Origin of the sequence: Flagellimonas yonaguniensis, assembly GCF_029193885.1 — a bacterium.
Lineage (GTDB): Bacteria > Bacteroidota > Bacteroidia > Flavobacteriales > Flavobacteriaceae > Flagellimonas > Flagellimonas yonaguniensis.
In genome coordinates this window covers 174,832-190,280 of the sequence record NZ_JARFVB010000004.1, presented here as the reverse complement: position 1 = coordinate 190,280, position 15,449 = coordinate 174,832, and the positions used below count along the sequence as shown (strand labels likewise).

Annotated in this window: 15 protein-coding genes; 7 read left to right on the top strand and 8 right to left on the bottom strand. The window is 40.7% G+C overall.

Going from position 1 to position 15,449, the window contains the following annotated elements:
- Positions 1-178: 178 nt before the first annotated feature.
- Positions 179-1,480 (bottom strand): alpha-L-fucosidase, encoded by a 1,302-nt coding sequence (locus PY092_RS09045; protein ID WP_275615527.1) that lies wholly within the window; start codon positions 1,478-1,480, stop codon positions 179-181.
- Between the two features lie 300 nt (positions 1,481-1,780).
- On the opposite strand from PY092_RS09045, the gene mtaB reads away from it, so the two are divergent.
- Positions 1,781-3,109 (top strand): tRNA (N(6)-L-threonylcarbamoyladenosine(37)-C(2))-methylthiotransferase MtaB, encoded by a 1,329-nt coding sequence (gene mtaB / locus PY092_RS09040; protein WP_275615526.1) that lies wholly within the window; start codon positions 1,781-1,783, stop codon positions 3,107-3,109.
- A 57-nt stretch (positions 3,110-3,166) separates the two neighbouring features.
- On the opposite strand, the gene PY092_RS09035 is transcribed toward mtaB, so the two are convergent.
- Positions 3,167-3,460: a GNAT family N-acetyltransferase gene (locus PY092_RS09035; RefSeq protein WP_127137803.1), complete on the bottom strand. Its 294-nt coding sequence runs from the start codon at positions 3,458-3,460 to the stop codon at positions 3,167-3,169.
- 160 nt (positions 3,461-3,620) lie between these two features.
- On the opposite strand from PY092_RS09035, the gene PY092_RS09030 reads away from it, so the two are divergent.
- Together PY092_RS09030 and PY092_RS09025 are read left to right on the top strand one after the other, a co-directional pair.
- Complete coding sequence (locus PY092_RS09030; RefSeq protein ID WP_275615525.1) at positions 3,621-4,283, top strand: alpha/beta hydrolase family protein; 663 nt, start codon at positions 3,621-3,623, stop codon at positions 4,281-4,283.
- A 50-nt stretch (positions 4,284-4,333) separates the two neighbouring features.
- The gene (locus tag PY092_RS09025; RefSeq protein ID WP_275615524.1) at positions 4,334-5,302 is read left to right on the top strand and encodes a lytic transglycosylase domain-containing protein; all 969 of its coding nucleotides are present in this window, start codon (positions 4,334-4,336) and stop codon (positions 5,300-5,302) included.
- 12 nt (positions 5,303-5,314) lie between these two features.
- Here the strand turns inward: PY092_RS09025 and PY092_RS09020 are convergent, their stop codons facing one another.
- The 3 genes from PY092_RS09020 to PY092_RS09010 form a co-directional block, all read right to left on the bottom strand.
- Positions 5,315-5,974, bottom strand: a complete 660-nt coding sequence (locus tag PY092_RS09020) for a peptidoglycan DD-metalloendopeptidase family protein (protein WP_275615523.1) — start codon at positions 5,972-5,974, stop codon at positions 5,315-5,317.
- Between the two features lie 190 nt (positions 5,975-6,164).
- Complete coding sequence (locus PY092_RS09015; RefSeq protein ID WP_275615522.1) at positions 6,165-7,499, bottom strand: serine hydrolase; 1,335 nt, start codon at positions 7,497-7,499, stop codon at positions 6,165-6,167.
- A 281-nt stretch (positions 7,500-7,780) separates the two neighbouring features.
- Positions 7,781-8,296, bottom strand: a complete 516-nt coding sequence (locus PY092_RS09010) for a DUF2892 domain-containing protein (RefSeq protein ID WP_275615521.1) — start codon at positions 8,294-8,296, stop codon at positions 7,781-7,783.
- Positions 8,297-8,465: 169 nt separating this feature from the next.
- On the opposite strand from PY092_RS09010, the gene rpmH reads away from it, so the two are divergent.
- Both rpmH and carB read left to right on the top strand, forming a co-directional pair.
- Entirely contained in the window at positions 8,466-8,624 is a 159-nt protein-coding gene (gene rpmH / locus PY092_RS09005; RefSeq protein ID WP_072882462.1) for a 50S ribosomal protein L34, read from the top strand.
- 94 nt (positions 8,625-8,718) lie between these two features.
- A complete protein-coding gene (carB, locus tag PY092_RS09000; protein WP_275615520.1) occupies positions 8,719-11,571 on the top strand; it encodes a carbamoyl-phosphate synthase large subunit in 2,853 nt (950 codons plus the stop codon).
- Between the two features lie 214 nt (positions 11,572-11,785).
- Here the strand turns inward: carB and PY092_RS08995 are convergent, their stop codons facing one another.
- The 3 genes from PY092_RS08995 to PY092_RS08985 all read right to left on the bottom strand — a co-directional run bounded on the left by PY092_RS08995 (position 11,786) and on the right by PY092_RS08985 (position 13,573).
- Positions 11,786-12,373 (bottom strand): hypothetical protein, encoded by a 588-nt coding sequence (locus PY092_RS08995; RefSeq protein WP_275615519.1) that lies wholly within the window; start codon positions 12,371-12,373, stop codon positions 11,786-11,788.
- A gap of 110 nt (positions 12,374-12,483) precedes the next feature.
- On the bottom strand, positions 12,484-12,924 hold the full coding sequence (locus PY092_RS08990; protein ID WP_275615518.1) for a carboxymuconolactone decarboxylase family protein: 441 nt from the start codon (positions 12,922-12,924) through the stop codon (positions 12,484-12,486).
- Positions 12,925-12,988: 64 nt separating this feature from the next.
- On the bottom strand, positions 12,989-13,573 hold the full coding sequence (locus tag PY092_RS08985; protein ID WP_275615517.1) for a Crp/Fnr family transcriptional regulator: 585 nt from the start codon (positions 13,571-13,573) through the stop codon (positions 12,989-12,991).
- A 245-nt stretch (positions 13,574-13,818) separates the two neighbouring features.
- Here PY092_RS08985 and PY092_RS08980 point away from each other — a divergent pair, with 245 nt between their 5' ends.
- Both PY092_RS08980 and PY092_RS08975 read left to right on the top strand, forming a co-directional pair.
- Positions 13,819-14,220 carry a hypothetical protein gene (locus tag PY092_RS08980; RefSeq protein WP_275615516.1) on the top strand — a complete coding sequence of 134 codons (402 nt, stop codon included), beginning with the start codon at positions 13,819-13,821 and terminating at the stop codon, positions 14,218-14,220.
- A 143-nt stretch (positions 14,221-14,363) separates the two neighbouring features.
- Entirely contained in the window at positions 14,364-15,446 is a 1,083-nt protein-coding gene (locus PY092_RS08975) for an efflux RND transporter periplasmic adaptor subunit (RefSeq protein WP_275615515.1), read from the top strand.
- Positions 15,447-15,449 lie beyond the last annotated feature (3 nt).

Below are 15,449 nucleotides of genomic sequence, written 5' to 3'. Positions count from 1 at the left end.
TGTTAATTTGATAATGTTGAATCAAGAGTTCGGGTTAAGTTGGTTTATATGTTCCTTGCTTCATGAATCATCATTTTTTCGAAATCCACCTCTGGGTTTACCTTCTCTTTTGGGCACACAGGAAAATGAAAATAGGGGAGTAGCTACGATCAGCAGTGATTTTTTCATCGTTTTTAAGCTACTTTGGGGTTATCTCAAGCACAAAGTCTGCCTTGCCATAATCCCGATTTTCTGGAAGTTCAACCAGGGTGCCAAAGGAATTGGTGCTGTGCTTCAATTTTTTCTTGGATTGAAAATCAACTACACTCTTAATATTTCCTTCAATAGTGGGGAAAAAGAAATTGTTGGTTTTCCAATCCATAATGTGAATGTAAATTTTATCCTCCTTTTGTGTGGTCACGCCCCAACTCTGCGGTGAAATGGGACCGCCTCTGGTTCCATAAATGGTTTCGCCATACTTTTCGGTCCAATCTCCGATAACTTTTAGGGTCTTCACAAATTCAGGTTGAATTTTACCATTGGGCATAGGGCCTACATTCAATAGAAAGTTGGAGTTGTATCCTGCCGCTTTCACCAAATATTGAATCAGTTCCTTGGAGGATTTATAGGCTTTGTCCTGTAGCGAAAAGCCCCATCGATGCGCCATCGTTTCAGCAGCTTCAAGAGGGAGGTTGCCCACTTCGGAGTCTCCGCTGTAACCACCTTTGTTCTCTCCTGGAAGGTCTTTTTCAAACATTTGAAAGTCTTCACCAGGGTTGGGGGCTTGATGGTGGTTACTGCCTATCATGGCTTGGGGTTGCAGCTCATGGATGAGGTCGTAGGTTTTTCTGAGCTGCCAATCGGTTTCTTTTTTGTCCCACCAGCCATCAAACCAAATACCGCCTATTTCGCCATAATTGGTCAAGAGTTCCGTAAGCTGTCCGTTCATGTAATCCAGATAGTTTTCCCAATTACCGTTATCGGGCCGCCCTGTTTTTTGACCAGTGTCGCCTCTGGGGTAATAATCGTTGTGGTGCCAATCCAACTGTGAGTAGTACAGGTATAGTTTTATGCCATGTTTTTTGCAGGCTTCGGCCATTTGTTTGATGATATCTTTCTTGTAAACCGTTCTGTCCATAATATCCCAATCCGTCAGTTTGCTATCGAACATGGCAAAGCCATCATGGTGTTTGGTGGTAATGGTAATGTACTTCATGCCTGCCGATTTGGCCATTAGGATCCATTCTTCGGCATCGAATTCGGTTGGATTAAAGAAAGCTGGGATTTTCTCATAGGTGTCTTTATTAATGGATTGGGTTTCCATGACCCATTCGTGCACACCCAAAACGGAATACACGCCCCAGTGGATGAACATCCCGAATTTGGCATCCTGGTACCATTCCCGGTTCTCTAGGTTTTCTTTGGTGGGTTGGTATTCTTGTGCAAAGGATGCATTGGCAATGACCAAAAGAATAAAGATCAGGAAGGTCAACTTTTTCATGTGATTATGTTTAGGGTTGGTTTAGGCAAACAAGTTACTCAAAAGATGATAGAATTTTGATGGATGGTACAAACTCAATTGTTTACGGCTTGGATTTCTCGACTGCGCTCGAAACGTCATATTAAACGAACAATTAGCAATGAACAATGCATAAGGCTATTGACCTTAGTCCTTTGTCTTTTTACCATTACATTGGTAACCCTTACCTTGCCCAGTAATCGAATTATCCAACATTCCTAATACGTACGATAACTCCCAACAAATCACTATCTTTGCGGCCCTAAAACGCAAGGCAGGTATATGAACAAAAAAGTCGCATTTTACACGCTGGGTTGTAAACTCAATTTCTCCGAAACCTCTACGATTGCCAGAGGTTTTGAAAAGGAGGAGTTTGAGCGTGTGGACTTTTCGGAAGAGGCCGATGTGTATGTGATCAACACCTGTTCGGTAACGGAGAACGCCGATAAACGTTTTAAAACCATCGTAAAACAGGCCCAAAAGTCAAATCCTGAAGCATTTGTCGCCGCAGTGGGTTGCTACGCACAATTAAAACCTGAAGAATTGGCCGAGGTGGATGGAGTGGATTTGGTGCTTGGTGCCACGGAAAAGTTCAAGATTACCGATTACCTGAACGATTTGACCAAAAACGACAGGGGAGAAGTACATTCCTGTGAGATAGAGGACGCCGATTTTTATGTGGGCAGTTATGCCATTGGAGACCGTACTCGAGCTTTTTTAAAGGTTCAGGATGGGTGTGACTATAAATGTACTTACTGTACCATTCCGTTGGCGAGAGGTATTTCACGAAGTGATACCTTGGGCAATGTGCTAAAGAACGCCAAGGAAATTGCATCCCAAGACATCAAAGAGATTGTACTTACCGGCGTCAATATTGGAGATTACGGTAAAGGCGAGTTCGGCAATAAAAAACACGAGCACACCTTTTTGGATTTGGTAAAGGCCTTGGACACGATTGATGGCATCCACCGTCTTCGTATCTCCTCCATTGAGCCTAATTTGCTCAAGAACGAGACCATAGATTTTGTGGCCCAGAGCAATTCCTTTGTCCCCCATTTTCACGTGCCCTTGCAAAGCGGTAGTGATGCTATCTTAAAAAAGATGCGTCGTCGTTACCTGTCCAATTTATATGTGGATAGGGTAAAACGTATCAAAGAGGCCATGCCCCACGCCTGTATCGGGGTGGATGTGATCGTAGGGTTCCCTGGAGAGACCGATGAACACTTCTTGGAAACCTATCATTTCCTGAACGAATTGGATATTTCCTATTTGCATGTGTTTACCTATTCTGAAAGGGATAATACGGTTGCGGCTGAAATGGACGAAGTGGTGTCCAAAAAAGTGCGTAGCAAGCGCAGTAAAATGCTTCGTGGGCTATCAGCCAAAAAGCGGAGGGCTTTCTATGAGAGTCAATTGGGAAGCGTGCGCACTGTTTTGTTAGAAGGGGAAAACAAAAAAGGCTACATCCACGGGTTTACCGAAAACTACGTGAAGGTGAAAGCACCTTGGAACCCTGATTTGGTAAATACCTTGCACAAAGTAGAGCTTACCGATATTGATACTGATGGTTTGGTGCGGTTCGAATTTGTTTCCAACGAAGTAATGGCATAAAAAAACCTCCCAAATTCGGGAGGCTCTTAATACTGTACTTACTGATTGCTGATTTTGTCAGATGCGAATGCCAACGGGCAGCATTTCTTTATATTGTCTATTTTTTCTTAAAAAACCTGCAATTTGTGGGCTGGTAGGAACAACTCTAAGGTTGTTTTCTTGGATTTCGTTTAAAACCGCTTTGATAAAATCCTCTTTAAAACCCTCTTTCGTAATTTCTTCTGGAATAACCAGTTTGGTCAAAAATACTTTGCGCTCCTGTGAAGAGTACTCAATTTTGGCTAAATGCCCATTGACTGTAGTTTCAAATTGACGCAAGAAACTATTGTCAGTGATTTCCAATGTTGTCATATAGTACTTGTTTTTTAACGACTCGTAAATACCCTAAATAGGTATTTTAATGTTCCCCTGATTGAAAAATTGTATTCATAAGCGGGGTTGGCTGCAAAAGGGATACAAAATTAGTCAAAATATTGCTAATTTCCTAGTCCTTGTCGATATTTGGTACAATATGTCCGATAATAAAATCCATGTGTACCTCATGCCGGGAATGGCAGCCAACGCTTCAATTTTTGATGGGATAAAACTTCCCAAAGACCAGTTCATAGTCCATACTTTGGAGTGGTTTGTGCCCGATAAGGGGATGAGCCTTGTTGATTACGCTAAAAAAATGTGCGAAAAGATTGAAAACCCCAACCCTGTGTTGCTCGGAGTTTCGTTTGGTGGCATGTTGGTACAGGAGATGGCTAAAATCATCCCTACCCATAAAGTCATTGTGGTGTCTTCAGTGAAAAGCAAGCACGAACTACCCAAGCGAATGATTTTTGCCAAGTACACCAAAGTCCACAAATTGTTGCCTACAGGTTTGGTGAACAATGTGGAACTATTGGCCAAATATGCGTTCGGGGAAACCGTGACCAAACGTTTGCATTTGTATGAAAAGTATTTGTCCGTACGTGATAAATATTATATCGATTGGTCCATAGACCAGATTGTGAATTGGGACCAAGAGGCTCCGGCAGAAAATATGGTGCACATTCAAGGAGAGCGGGATGCTGTTTTCCCAATGGCTAACATTGAGGACTGTATTTCGGTGAAAAATGGCACCCATACCATGATCATACATCGGGCCCGATGGTTCAATGAGCACCTGCCCACAATTATTTTGAAATAATTTCGTCTATATAATAGTATCTTTACGGTACTCAAAATAAAAGAATTGCTATGAAACACATAAAGAACATACTTGCTGTAATAGGATTGATAGCCGTTGTAAGCACCTTGATTTTTGCGGTGCAGTCAAACGAGATAGAGGAAAAACCTGTGATCAAGGAATCCGAGACCGAAACCACGGACAAGAATGTGGCGGACACCTATCAAATCAGTGCCATAGAAATTCCAGAGGATTTGAATTTTGCTGGAGAGTCTGTTCCACAAGATGACCCGGAGATCATGGAACGAGTGGACCGTGAGTTTTTGGTGAACACCTATTGGCAATCCAATGCCCTCTTGTTGATGAAAAGGGCAAATAAATACTTCCCGATTATCGAACCCATTCTTAAAAAAAATGGTATCCCGGATGATTTTAAATATTTGGCCGTTGCCGAGAGTGGTCTTCAAAATGTGGTTTCCCCAGCAGGAGCTACTGGTTTTTGGCAGATCATGAGAGGAACGGGAAGAGAATACGGTCTTGAGGTAAACGACAATGTGGATGAACGCTACCATGTGGAAAAAGCGACCCAAGTGGCCTGCGATTACCTGAACAAGTGGAAAGACCGCTTTGGAAGCTGGACCTTGACCGCTGCAGCCTATAATGCAGGGCCTGCAGGTGTTCAAAAATACATGGGCATTCAACAAGTGGATGATTACTACGATTTGTTGTTGGGGCAGGAGACAGGGCGCTACGTGTTCCGTATTTTGGCCATCAAGGAAATTCTATCCAATCGGGATAAATATGGTTTTCAATTGGATGAGGACGATATGTACGAAAAAGTACCCACCTTTTCTGTTGAGGTGGATACGGCCGTGACCAATTGGGCCGATTTTGCGGAGCTTTACGAAATCAACTACAAGGTTTTGAAAAGACACAACCCGTGGTTGCGCGAACCGCATCTGAACAATGCTTCCCGTAAAAAGTACACTATCGAAATCCCGAACAAAGGCGTTTATCGAGTGGGGAGTACGGGGAAGTAGCGGGTTCTTCTTTTAATACTTGAAGAGGAAGTAAGGCGAGGGGAAATATGTTTCCACCTTTGGCAGTAATGCTGGTGAAATGTATCCCCAATCAGAATATCTGGCATCAATCGCTGCTTGGGTCAGGATTTGTAAATGCACATGGCAAAACCAGCCCCCACTATCACTTTCTTGCCCTATGTGTGCAAACTTTTGACCGGCCTTGATTTCGTCTCCAATATTGACCAAGTGCGGCGTTTTCAAGTGCCCGTACAACGAATAAAAAACTACACCATTGATATCGTGTTTTAAGATGATGTAGCCTCCATAGTTGCCCACTGTAGTTTCTTTACCTATTTGAAAAACTTCAGCATCCAAGGGAGCATACATTGGGGTGTTATATGGTACGATGATATCCAGACCAAGATGATAATACCGTTGTTCCTCGATGATATTCGGATAGGCTCTTAGGAGATTTTTGCGCTCCTCCAAGTATTTGCCAATGCCCCATTGGTGGTTAGAAGTTTCCAGCTCATCAAAAATCATGGTGTTGAACTGCTGAAAATCAAAAAGCGTGTACTCCAGTGTTTTTGGGTTGTTGGATGAAAAATCAAAGATATAGGGATCGCCTTTAAGGAGAACACCAAATAAGGGATGGACAGTAACGCCGTTGAGGTTAAGGGGGTAATACATAGGTAATGCAGTCTAAAAAAGATAAAACTACATAATTGTAGTGATAGAAAGGTTAGCTAAATTTAGATTTGACTTGAATTTTAATTAGGAAAGAAGGTGTTTTTTTAGAATTGCACTTATCGTGTTTGTATATAAAAAGTAGCGGATTTGGTGTGCTATTTTTTATATACGTTGTTGGCAAACGTAGTTTTTATTTTTGCGACTCTAACATTTTTATTTGTTCAATTGCTTGCCCATTTTCAGGGTTTAATTCCAAACTTTTTCTATAATTTTTAATAGCTTCTTCTTTCTGTCCTGCTTGTAGCTGGAAATCGGCCAAAAAACTATAAGGGTACCATTGGTCAGGATATGCCTGAACCAAAAGCTTTAAAATATCAACGGCTTTATTTGATTGCCCTTGCATAGCATATTTCTCCGCATATTCAAAGGCGTTTTTGTCAATAATGTTATTGCCGAGTTTGGTAAGTTTTTTACTCGCCTCATCAAATCCTTGTTCCCGATAGGTTTTAATTACTTGTTCTGTGTTTAAAAATTGTTCGATTTCAGGCGTATTTCCAAAAAAAGCTTTTCTAATGTTGGTTCTTACCTGAGCCCAACCATCATTAGGACTTCGATTTGACATTGTTACGATTATTAAAGGTTCTCCAATTACCATATCCAATTCTCCTGAAATTCCTGGAGCTCCACCGTTATGACCATATATTTTTGTTCCGTTTAAATCTCTCAAACTCATTCCATAACCATAACCATTATTGAAATGGTCGGCAATCATTAATTTAAAAGATTCTTCGTTTACGAGTTTGTAGCCTTGAAAAGCGAATGCGAATTTTTGTAAATCTGAAACTGTCGAATTACCACCACCTGCCGAACTTGACAATGGTCCAGTCGAAGTCATATCTGCTGGACTGAATACGTTTTTTGTCAAATATTCATTATAACTTTTGCCTGTAACTTTTTCAATGATTAAACCTAAAACGACATAACCAGCATTACTATATCTCATACGCTCTCCGGGTTTGAATTCTAAAGGGTCATTTACGAAGTAAGGTAAGTAGTCCGATAAATTCTTAATGGAATCTTTATTTTTATCAAATTCAGGACTGAAAAAATCTCCCAATCCAGATGTATGTGACAGCAATTGTTGAACTGTAATTGTTTTAGCTTCGATATTTGGGTAATCAGACAATATTTCGCCAACAGTTTGTTCGAGTTTGATTTTTCCTTGCTCCTTTAATTGCATTATAGAAATAGCAGTAAACATTTTGCCCATTGAAGCCAAGTCATATTTCGTATTTATCTCATTAGATTTTCTATCTGTTTCATTAAATCCATAGGCTTTTTGAAAAAGTATCTTTTCTCCTTCAGCAATTAAAATTGTTCCGTTGAATTTTCCCCCCAAATTCGAGCTATCTAAAAGTATTTGAGATTCCTCTACTTTTTCTGAATATTTTGAAGTTTGTTTAGTTGCTGTTTTACAGGAATTCAATATTCCAACATACAATAAGGCTATGATTATTTTTTTCATTGTTTTAATTCTCAAAGTTCATTCTTTTAGACGAAGAATAAGGATGAGAGGTTACAACTTCTGAAAAATTAATGTTTCGGTTTTAAAGAAGGGGATTCAGTTTTATGTTTGTTAACGATTAGCTAAAAATTGTTTCAATGATTTTTAGCATACGATACCTGCCTGTCGGTAGAAAGGAGTGAAGTTAGGATTTGTCGGGTTAAATGTTCATTCGAAATTGACGAATCATCAATCCAACAGAAAAAGAATAGAAAATAAGATAAGATGGAAAGAAAAAGACCCTAGATCTTCTTCATCTGCTGCTGCATCATCTTGATCTGGTCGGTAAGCATATTGTTCTTGTCCAATTTCTTGGCCTCGCTCAACAATTGGGTGGCCTCACGCTTTCTGCGCTTTTGCATGGCAATGCCCGCCAAGCTCAATTTGGCCATGGCCACATCGTAATCCATGGTCAAACCGTATTTCAAGGCCTTTTTAAAGTACTTTTCGGCCTGGGTCAGGTTTTTTTGTGAGTAGATGATACCGTGCAAGTAGTTATAGTACCCCACTTGTTTTTTGATCAAAGCAGATTCAGGGTTCTTAATTTTATCAAGCCAGCCTTGCACCCCTTCCAAATCCTGCTTTCTCATTTTAAGAAAAGCCAAAAGGATGAACTCATTCCTGAAGTATAGGAAGATGAACACGAGGGAGAGCAAGATCAATGCGATTCCGTTGCCAATGTTGCCTTCCACGAACTGGTAAACGGCATAAGCAATGATAAGAACGGCAATGACGAGCTTGATATTTTTATTGAACATATTGTCTAGTGATTTTTACCTTTAGTTAAGCGCTGGCAAAAGTACTAAAAAGTTAATTAAATATTTTAAGTTTGGGCTTGCCAAAGTAAAAAGTCTTCGTATATTTGCGCCCAGAATTTTTTAGGGAAGTTTAATTTCCCATCAACAAAATCCATAAAACAGTTCGGAAATGAAAAGAACGTATCAACCATCCAAAAGGAAGAGAAGAAACAAGCATGGTTTTAGGGAGCGCATGGCGACTGCCAATGGTAGAAAAGTTCTTGCGAGAAGAAGAGCCAAAGGAAGAAAAAGACTAACTGTTTCCTCTGAGCCAAGACATAAAAAATAATGATAGTATTTATTATTTAAATTAAAGGTGTTACTTTTCTAGGTAACACCTTTTTTTTGACATATAAGCAGATAACGAGAAACCCCTATAGAAAATGCCCAAAAGAAAAGATTTAAATTCCATTTTGATTATTGGTTCTGGTCCGATCATCATCGGTCAGGCATGTGAGTTCGATTATTCTGGTTCCCAAGCACTTCGCTCCCTACGGGAAGATGGTATAGAAACCATTTTGATAAACAGCAACCCCGCCACCATTATGACGGATCCTGCCATGGCAGACCACGTTTATCTAAAACCGTTGACGACCAAGTCAATCATAGAGATACTACAAAACCACCCAAATATTGATGCTGTATTGCCAACGATGGGCGGACAAACAGCATTGAACCTATGTATCGAAGCCGATGAAAAAGGTATCTGGGAAGATTTTGGAGTGGAGATCATAGGGGTGGACATCGATGCCATCAACATTACCGAAGACCGTGAGAAGTTTAGGGAATTGATGCTTAAAATCGGAATCGGGATGCCACCACAGGCTTCCGCAACATCTTTTTTGAAAGGAAAAGAAATTGCACAAGAATTTGGGTTTCCCTTGGTAATTAGGGCGTCCTTTACACTCGGTGGGGCAGGAGCGGCCATTGTGCACGATCCAGCAGAGTTTGATGATATGTTGAGCCACGGTCTCGAGGTTTCCCCAATTCACGAGGTAATGATCGACAAAGCCTTGATGGGTTGGAAAGAATACGAGTTGGAGCTGCTACGTGATAAAAATGACAATGTGGTCATCATCTGTACCATCGAAAATATGGACCCAATGGGTATCCATACAGGGGATTCCATTACTGTAGCTCCCGCTATGACCTTGTCCGATAGGACCTTTCAACGAATGAGGGACATGGCTATCCACATGATGCGCAGTATAGGGGACTTCGCAGGAGGATGTAACGTACAGTTTGCCGTAAGCCCGGACGAGAAAGAAGATATCATCGCGATCGAGATCAACCCAAGGGTTTCCCGATCATCAGCATTGGCATCCAAAGCCACGGGATATCCGATTGCAAAAATCGCAGCCAAATTGGCGATAGGCTATACTTTGGACGAGTTGGACAACCAGATTACGAAATCCACATCAGCTTTGTTCGAGCCAACTTTGGACTACGTGATTGTAAAAATACCACGTTGGAACTTTGATAAATTCGAAGGTTCTGATAGAACTTTGGGTCTTCAGATGAAGTCCGTGGGAGAAGTAATGGGTATTGGACGATCTTTCCAAGAAGCCTTGCATAAAGCCACCCAATCCCTCGAAATCAAAAGAAACGGATTGGGCGCTGATGGAAAAGGCTACAAGGATTACGAAACCATCATTGAAAAATTAAGAGTGCCAAGTTGGGATAGGGTATTCGTGATTTACGATGCCATCCAATTGGGGATTCCATTAAAACGCATCCATGAGATCACCAAGATAGATATGTGGTTTCTAAAACAATACGAGGAATTGCACTACTTGGAGATGGAAATATCAAAATATACCATAGAAAGCCTGCCAAAAGCTCTGTTATTGGAAGCGAAACAAAAAGGTTTTGCAGACAGACAGATTGCCCACATGCTGGATTGCTGGGAGAGCGAAGTACACAGCAAGCGCATGGATTTGAACATCAACCGGGTGTACAAACTGGTTGATACCTGTGCCGCCGAGTTTAAGGCGGTTACCCCATACTACTATTCCACTTTTGAAGAAGAAATAGAAACCGCTGATGGTAAGCGCTATGTAGCTAATGACAGTGAGGTTACGGACAAGAAAAAAGTAGTGGTATTGGGTTCTGGTCCCAACCGAATTGGCCAGGGGATTGAGTTTGATTACTGCTGTGTGCATGGCGTGTTGGCAGCAGCTGAGTGTGGTTACGAAACCATCATGATCAACTGTAACCCAGAAACCGTTTCCACGGATTTTGATACAGCGGACAAGTTATACTTTGAACCCGTATTCTGGGAGCATATCTACGATATCATCCTTCACGAAAAGCCAGAAGGTGTGATTGTGCAATTGGGAGGGCAGACTGCTTTGAAGCTTGCCGAAAAACTGGATAAATACGGAATCAATATTATAGGAACCAGTTTCCAATCCTTGGATTTGGCCGAGGACAGGGGAAGTTTCTCTTCACTTTTGAAAGATAACAACATCCCTTACCCAAAATTTGGTGTGGCCGAAACTGCAGATGAAGCCTTGGAATTGGCAGATGAGCTTAAATTTCCATTACTGGTACGACCATCCTATGTGTTAGGTGGACAGGGAATGAAAATCGTGATCAACAAAGAAGAGCTGGAAGCCCATGTAGTGGATTTGTTGCGTAAGATACCCAACAACAAATTGCTTTTGGACCACTACTTGGATGGTGCCATCGAAGCCGAGGCAGATGCCATTTGTGATGGGGAAGATGTGTACATTATCGGGATAATGGAGCACATCGAACCCTGTGGAATCCACTCAGGTGACTCCAATGCGACATTGCCACCGTTTAACTTGGGCGAATTTGTCATGCAACAGATAAAGGATCATACCAAAAAGATTGCCTTGGCACTCAATACCGTAGGTTTGATCAATATTCAGTTTGCCGTAAAAGATGATATTGTGTACATCATTGAGGCCAACCCACGGGCGTCCCGTACGGTTCCGTTTATAGCAAAAGCATACAAAGAACCTTATGTGAACTACGCAACCAAAGTGATGTTGGGTGATAAAAAGGTCAAGGACTTTGACTTTAACCCACATTTGGATGGTTATGCGATAAAACAACCCGTGTTCTCTTTCAACAAATTCCCTAATGTGAACAAAAACCTAGGGCCGGAAATGAAGAGTACTGGGGAGAGCATCCTATTTATCGAAAGCTTGAAAGATGATGAGTTTTATAACTTGTATTCGAGACGAAAAATGTACTTGAGCAAGTAAATGTTAAATCACAAGTCTATCTATTTTACACAATTAGCACTGAAATATGTCAGTTCGAGTGGTTTTTTATTTTGAAAAATCGTATCGAGAACCATAACAAGAAGTTAAGATGCTATTCTCGATACAAAATTCCTTCGGAATTTCACTCGAATTGACAATTAAGTGTTTTTAAACGTATAACAGGGAATAGAACAAAAACCTTTAAAGCGGTTTGCTAATCAATCAATTCAAAAGATTCGGCGATCGTTTTAAAGGTTTTTTTGTGTTCTTCTTTTTGGTTCTTCAAGGTCCAGCACATGATCATATACACCTTTTCACGACCATCAACAAAGGTCAAAAAATAAGAGATATCGTTGTCCAGGCCATTTACTTTCGCATCCAACTCCAAAGCTTCAGCATCCAAACCATGTATTTTGATGGATTTCGGTTCAGATTTGCTGTTGATTTCTGAGGTTCTCGAAAGTATTTTTAATCTGGCACCCCTATAATTCTGTATGACGGAAAGAGCATCATCGTATTGTTCCAAATCCCTATAGACTTCTTCAAATCCTTTTTTGGGCTCATCGATTATGATAACGTAGGCTTCACGGAGTAAACTTTGATATTGCAATGATGCCTCTTCGTTCAATCCCGTAGTACCTTTTAAAAAACGAGGCATCTTTATATGATACTCATTATCGATGCTGACCGTATTGAAATCTTTGATTGTGGTCTCGGAATCATTGTTCTCTGTTTTTTCGTTTTTACATGAGGTGCATGAAAATATCAGTAAAACAAATAAAAAAGTAAGCTTGTTGACCATATCAAAGTGTTGGTACGTTGTTGAACACTAAGATAGGATTTTGTTTTTACCAGCTCAAAAAAAACAAAGGCCCAATTCGGGCCTTTTGAAGTGTGTTAAATAAAAAGGATTTAATCCTGTAAAGGCTTGTGGGTACTTATTGCGATACGGTTCCAAGCATTTATGGTAACAATGGCCATGATGATTTGTGAGAAGTAGTGTTCATCGAATAATGTCAAGGCTTTTTCGTAGGTTTCTTGGCTCAGGCCATTTTTATGGACCATGGTTACTTCTTCCGTAGCTTTCAGGATTACCCTTTCTTCATCGGTAAATAGGTCGGTGTCCCACCAAGCATCCAATAAAAACAATCTTTTTGGATTTTCTCCCAGTGCCAATGCATCTGTGGTGTGCATATTTATGCAGAATGAACATCCGTTGAGCTGTGACGCCCTGATTTTTATCAACTCATAATGAATTTTGTCCAACTGACCTTCTTGGATATATTTTTCCAGCCCGAACATGGCTTTAAACGCATTGGGTTCCGTTGCATCAATTTGAATTCTTTTTTCCATGATTGTTGTTTTAAAATATTGATGCGAAGGTATCGCGGGAGTAAAACAGAAAACTTAAACGGGTTTAAGAACGCTTTTTTGCCCGTATTTCACTCACATATTCTGGAGTGAGTCCTAAAAAGGAAGCAATTAAATATTGGGGCACGCGTTGGGCAAACTCAGGAAAATGCTCCGTAAAATGAAGGTAAATGTCCTCTTTGGATAAATTGTGGAGGTATTTCATTTTATTTAGGGATGCCCCATACCCTATTTGATGGATCGTCCTGAAATAGCGTTCAAATAGGGGAAAGTCATGGTACAATTGCTCTTGTTTTTCATAACTAATGGCAAGGACCTTGGTGTTTTCCACAGCTTGAATATTAAAATCGGTATTGGTTCGGTTGTGGTAGGCCAAAAAATCGGAAATCCACCAGCCTTCCAAGGCAAATTGTACGGTTCGTTCGGTTCCTTTTTCAGAAGTGAAATACATGTGGAGGCATCCATCCATCACAAAAAAGTTATGGTTGCAAAGGTTTCCAGCTTTCATTACGATGTCTTTCTTTTTCAAATCAAGCTCTTCAAAATAGGAGAGCATTTGAGGAAAATCAGAATCTTCAAAAGATGCATACTTCTTCAAATGACAGTACAATAGATGATTGGAAGTTTTCAAAATAGATGTGTGCTTTTGCGGAAAATTAAGGCAAAAGACTCAAAATGACTGTTCTTTTCAATACAAATTATGTGTGCTACGACTGTATTTGGAGTAGCATTGTGAAATACAGTTTGTTTATTTCTGATTTTTTGCCAGTGTTTACAAAATTTTCATCAAGAAAAACAGCTCGTAATTAAAATTTAACCATAATTAACAAACACTATTTGTTGGAGAAGTTTGGTTGACATAGTTTTGTTCCCCAAATGAAAAAAGCATTTGCAAAATATTTGTTTCCTCTATTTATCCTATTGTTGGGAGGACTCATTAATTTGTATGCAGATTCGCAAAACACTACGCATGCGAACAATGCTTGCCACCTTCAAAATTTAGAAAATCAACATTCCTTCGCTTCGTTCAATGCTTTGCAATCAGGGCTAGAAAAAAGGCACTGCGCTGAAATAGACATTGAAGAAAAGGACGAGCGTGAGGAAGAAGCGACATCACACAGTTTTTCTTTGGAGTATGGCAGTTTTTCAACTGCCAATTTTTTTGCTGCCTCTTGGGGGCAGTTGTTTTTGGAATCTAACACCAACTGTGGGTTTTCCATACCCAAATCGGCTTCGTCCATAAGGAAGCATGTTAGGTTTCAGGTATTCCGAATTTAGAATTTCTTTTTAGCAAGGCAGAAACAGCGCTTTGCATCTATCCGCAACCCTTTGGGTAATAATCAATAACCAAGGGCAGGTCCCTTTATGTGGATTCGGACTTCCCTTGACCATTTCTAAACATTTTTTAAACCAGTAAAACTATGAGGAGATTTTCCATCTTCATCGGCTTGCTTGTAGTGATGTGCTATGCAAGCTGCGAATCCAAAGAACACGAAAACAAGGAAGAAACCAAATTTCTCGTGTCCAGTCCCATTCAAAAAGACACTTCAATCACCAAGGACTATGTGTGTCAAATCCATTCCATTAGGCATATTGAGCTAAGGGCTTTGGAAAAAGGATACCTGCAGCACATTTATGTGGATGAAGGGCAACATGTAAAAAAGGGACAGCAAATGTTCCACATTATGCCCAATGTCTACCAAGCAGACCTGCAAAAGGCTAAAGCAGAGGCAGAAGTAGCTGAAATAGAGTACAAGAACACTAAATTATTGGCAGATGGCAATGTAGTGTCCGCAAACGAACTTGCCATGGCCAAAGCGGAGTTTGATAGGGCCAAAGCAGAAGTTACATTGGCTGAGACCCATTTAGGATTTACCGATATCCGTGCCCCATTTGATGGGATAATGGACCATTTGGAGGCAAGGGAAGGTAGTCTTTTGGACGAAGGAGAACTTTTAACGACTCTATCCGACAACTCCAAGATGTGGGTGTACTTCAATGTGCCCGAAGCCGAATATTTGGATTACATAACTAGTGCCAAAAAGAACGAAAAACAAGCCGTTGAGCTGTTAATGGCCAATAACAAAAAGTTCAATCAGTCAGGTGTTGTGGAGACCATTGAGGGAGAATTCAACCACGAAACGGGAAACATAGCCTTTAGGGCGACCTTCTCCAATCCCGATGGTATTTTAAGACATGGCGAGACAGGAAGCATTTTGATGAAAGTGCCGCTGGACAAAGCGATGCTTATCCCTCAAAAAGCAACTTTTGAGGTGTTGGACAAAAAATTTGTGTTTGTACTCGATGAGAACGATACCGTACAACAGCGGGAAATAGTCGTAGGAGCTGAACTACCACACCTATTTGTGGTGGAAAAAGGGCTTTCGTTGAACGACAAAGTGCTTTTGGAAGGTATCCGGATGGTAAAAAGCGGGGAGAAGATACATTACGATTTTGAAAAACCCGAATCCGTACTCGCCCACCTTGATTTGTACACTGAGTAACAA

Coding starts and splice junctions, on each gene's coding strand:
- PY092_RS09035 (WP_127137803.1), bottom strand. CDS start 3,460: ATGACAACATTGGAAATCACTGACAATAGTTTCTTGCGTCAATTTGAA.
- PY092_RS08990 (WP_275615518.1), bottom strand. CDS start 12,924: ATGGAAAAAAGAATTCAAATTGATGCAACGGAACCCAATGCGTTTAAA.
- PY092_RS08980 (WP_275615516.1), top strand. CDS start 13,819: ATGAAAAAAGCATTTGCAAAATATTTGTTTCCTCTATTTATCCTATTG.
- PY092_RS09010 (WP_275615521.1), bottom strand. CDS start 8,296: ATGTTCAATAAAAATATCAAGCTCGTCATTGCCGTTCTTATCATTGCT.
- PY092_RS09025 (WP_275615524.1), top strand. CDS start 4,334: ATGAAACACATAAAGAACATACTTGCTGTAATAGGATTGATAGCCGTT.
- mtaB (WP_275615526.1), top strand. CDS start 1,781: ATGAACAAAAAAGTCGCATTTTACACGCTGGGTTGTAAACTCAATTTC.
- PY092_RS09020 (WP_275615523.1), bottom strand. CDS start 5,974: ATGTATTACCCCCTTAACCTCAACGGCGTTACTGTCCATCCCTTATTT.
- PY092_RS08995 (WP_275615519.1), bottom strand. CDS start 12,373: ATGGTCAACAAGCTTACTTTTTTATTTGTTTTACTGATATTTTCATGC.
- carB (WP_275615520.1), top strand. CDS start 8,719: ATGCCCAAAAGAAAAGATTTAAATTCCATTTTGATTATTGGTTCTGGT.
- rpmH (WP_072882462.1), top strand. CDS start 8,466: ATGAAAAGAACGTATCAACCATCCAAAAGGAAGAGAAGAAACAAGCAT.
- PY092_RS09045 (WP_275615527.1), bottom strand. CDS start 1,480: ATGAAAAAGTTGACCTTCCTGATCTTTATTCTTTTGGTCATTGCCAAT.
- PY092_RS08975 (WP_275615515.1), top strand. CDS start 14,364: ATGAGGAGATTTTCCATCTTCATCGGCTTGCTTGTAGTGATGTGCTAT.
- PY092_RS09030 (WP_275615525.1), top strand. CDS start 3,621: ATGTCCGATAATAAAATCCATGTGTACCTCATGCCGGGAATGGCAGCC.
- PY092_RS09015 (WP_275615522.1), bottom strand. CDS start 7,499: ATGAAAAAAATAATCATAGCCTTATTGTATGTTGGAATATTGAATTCC.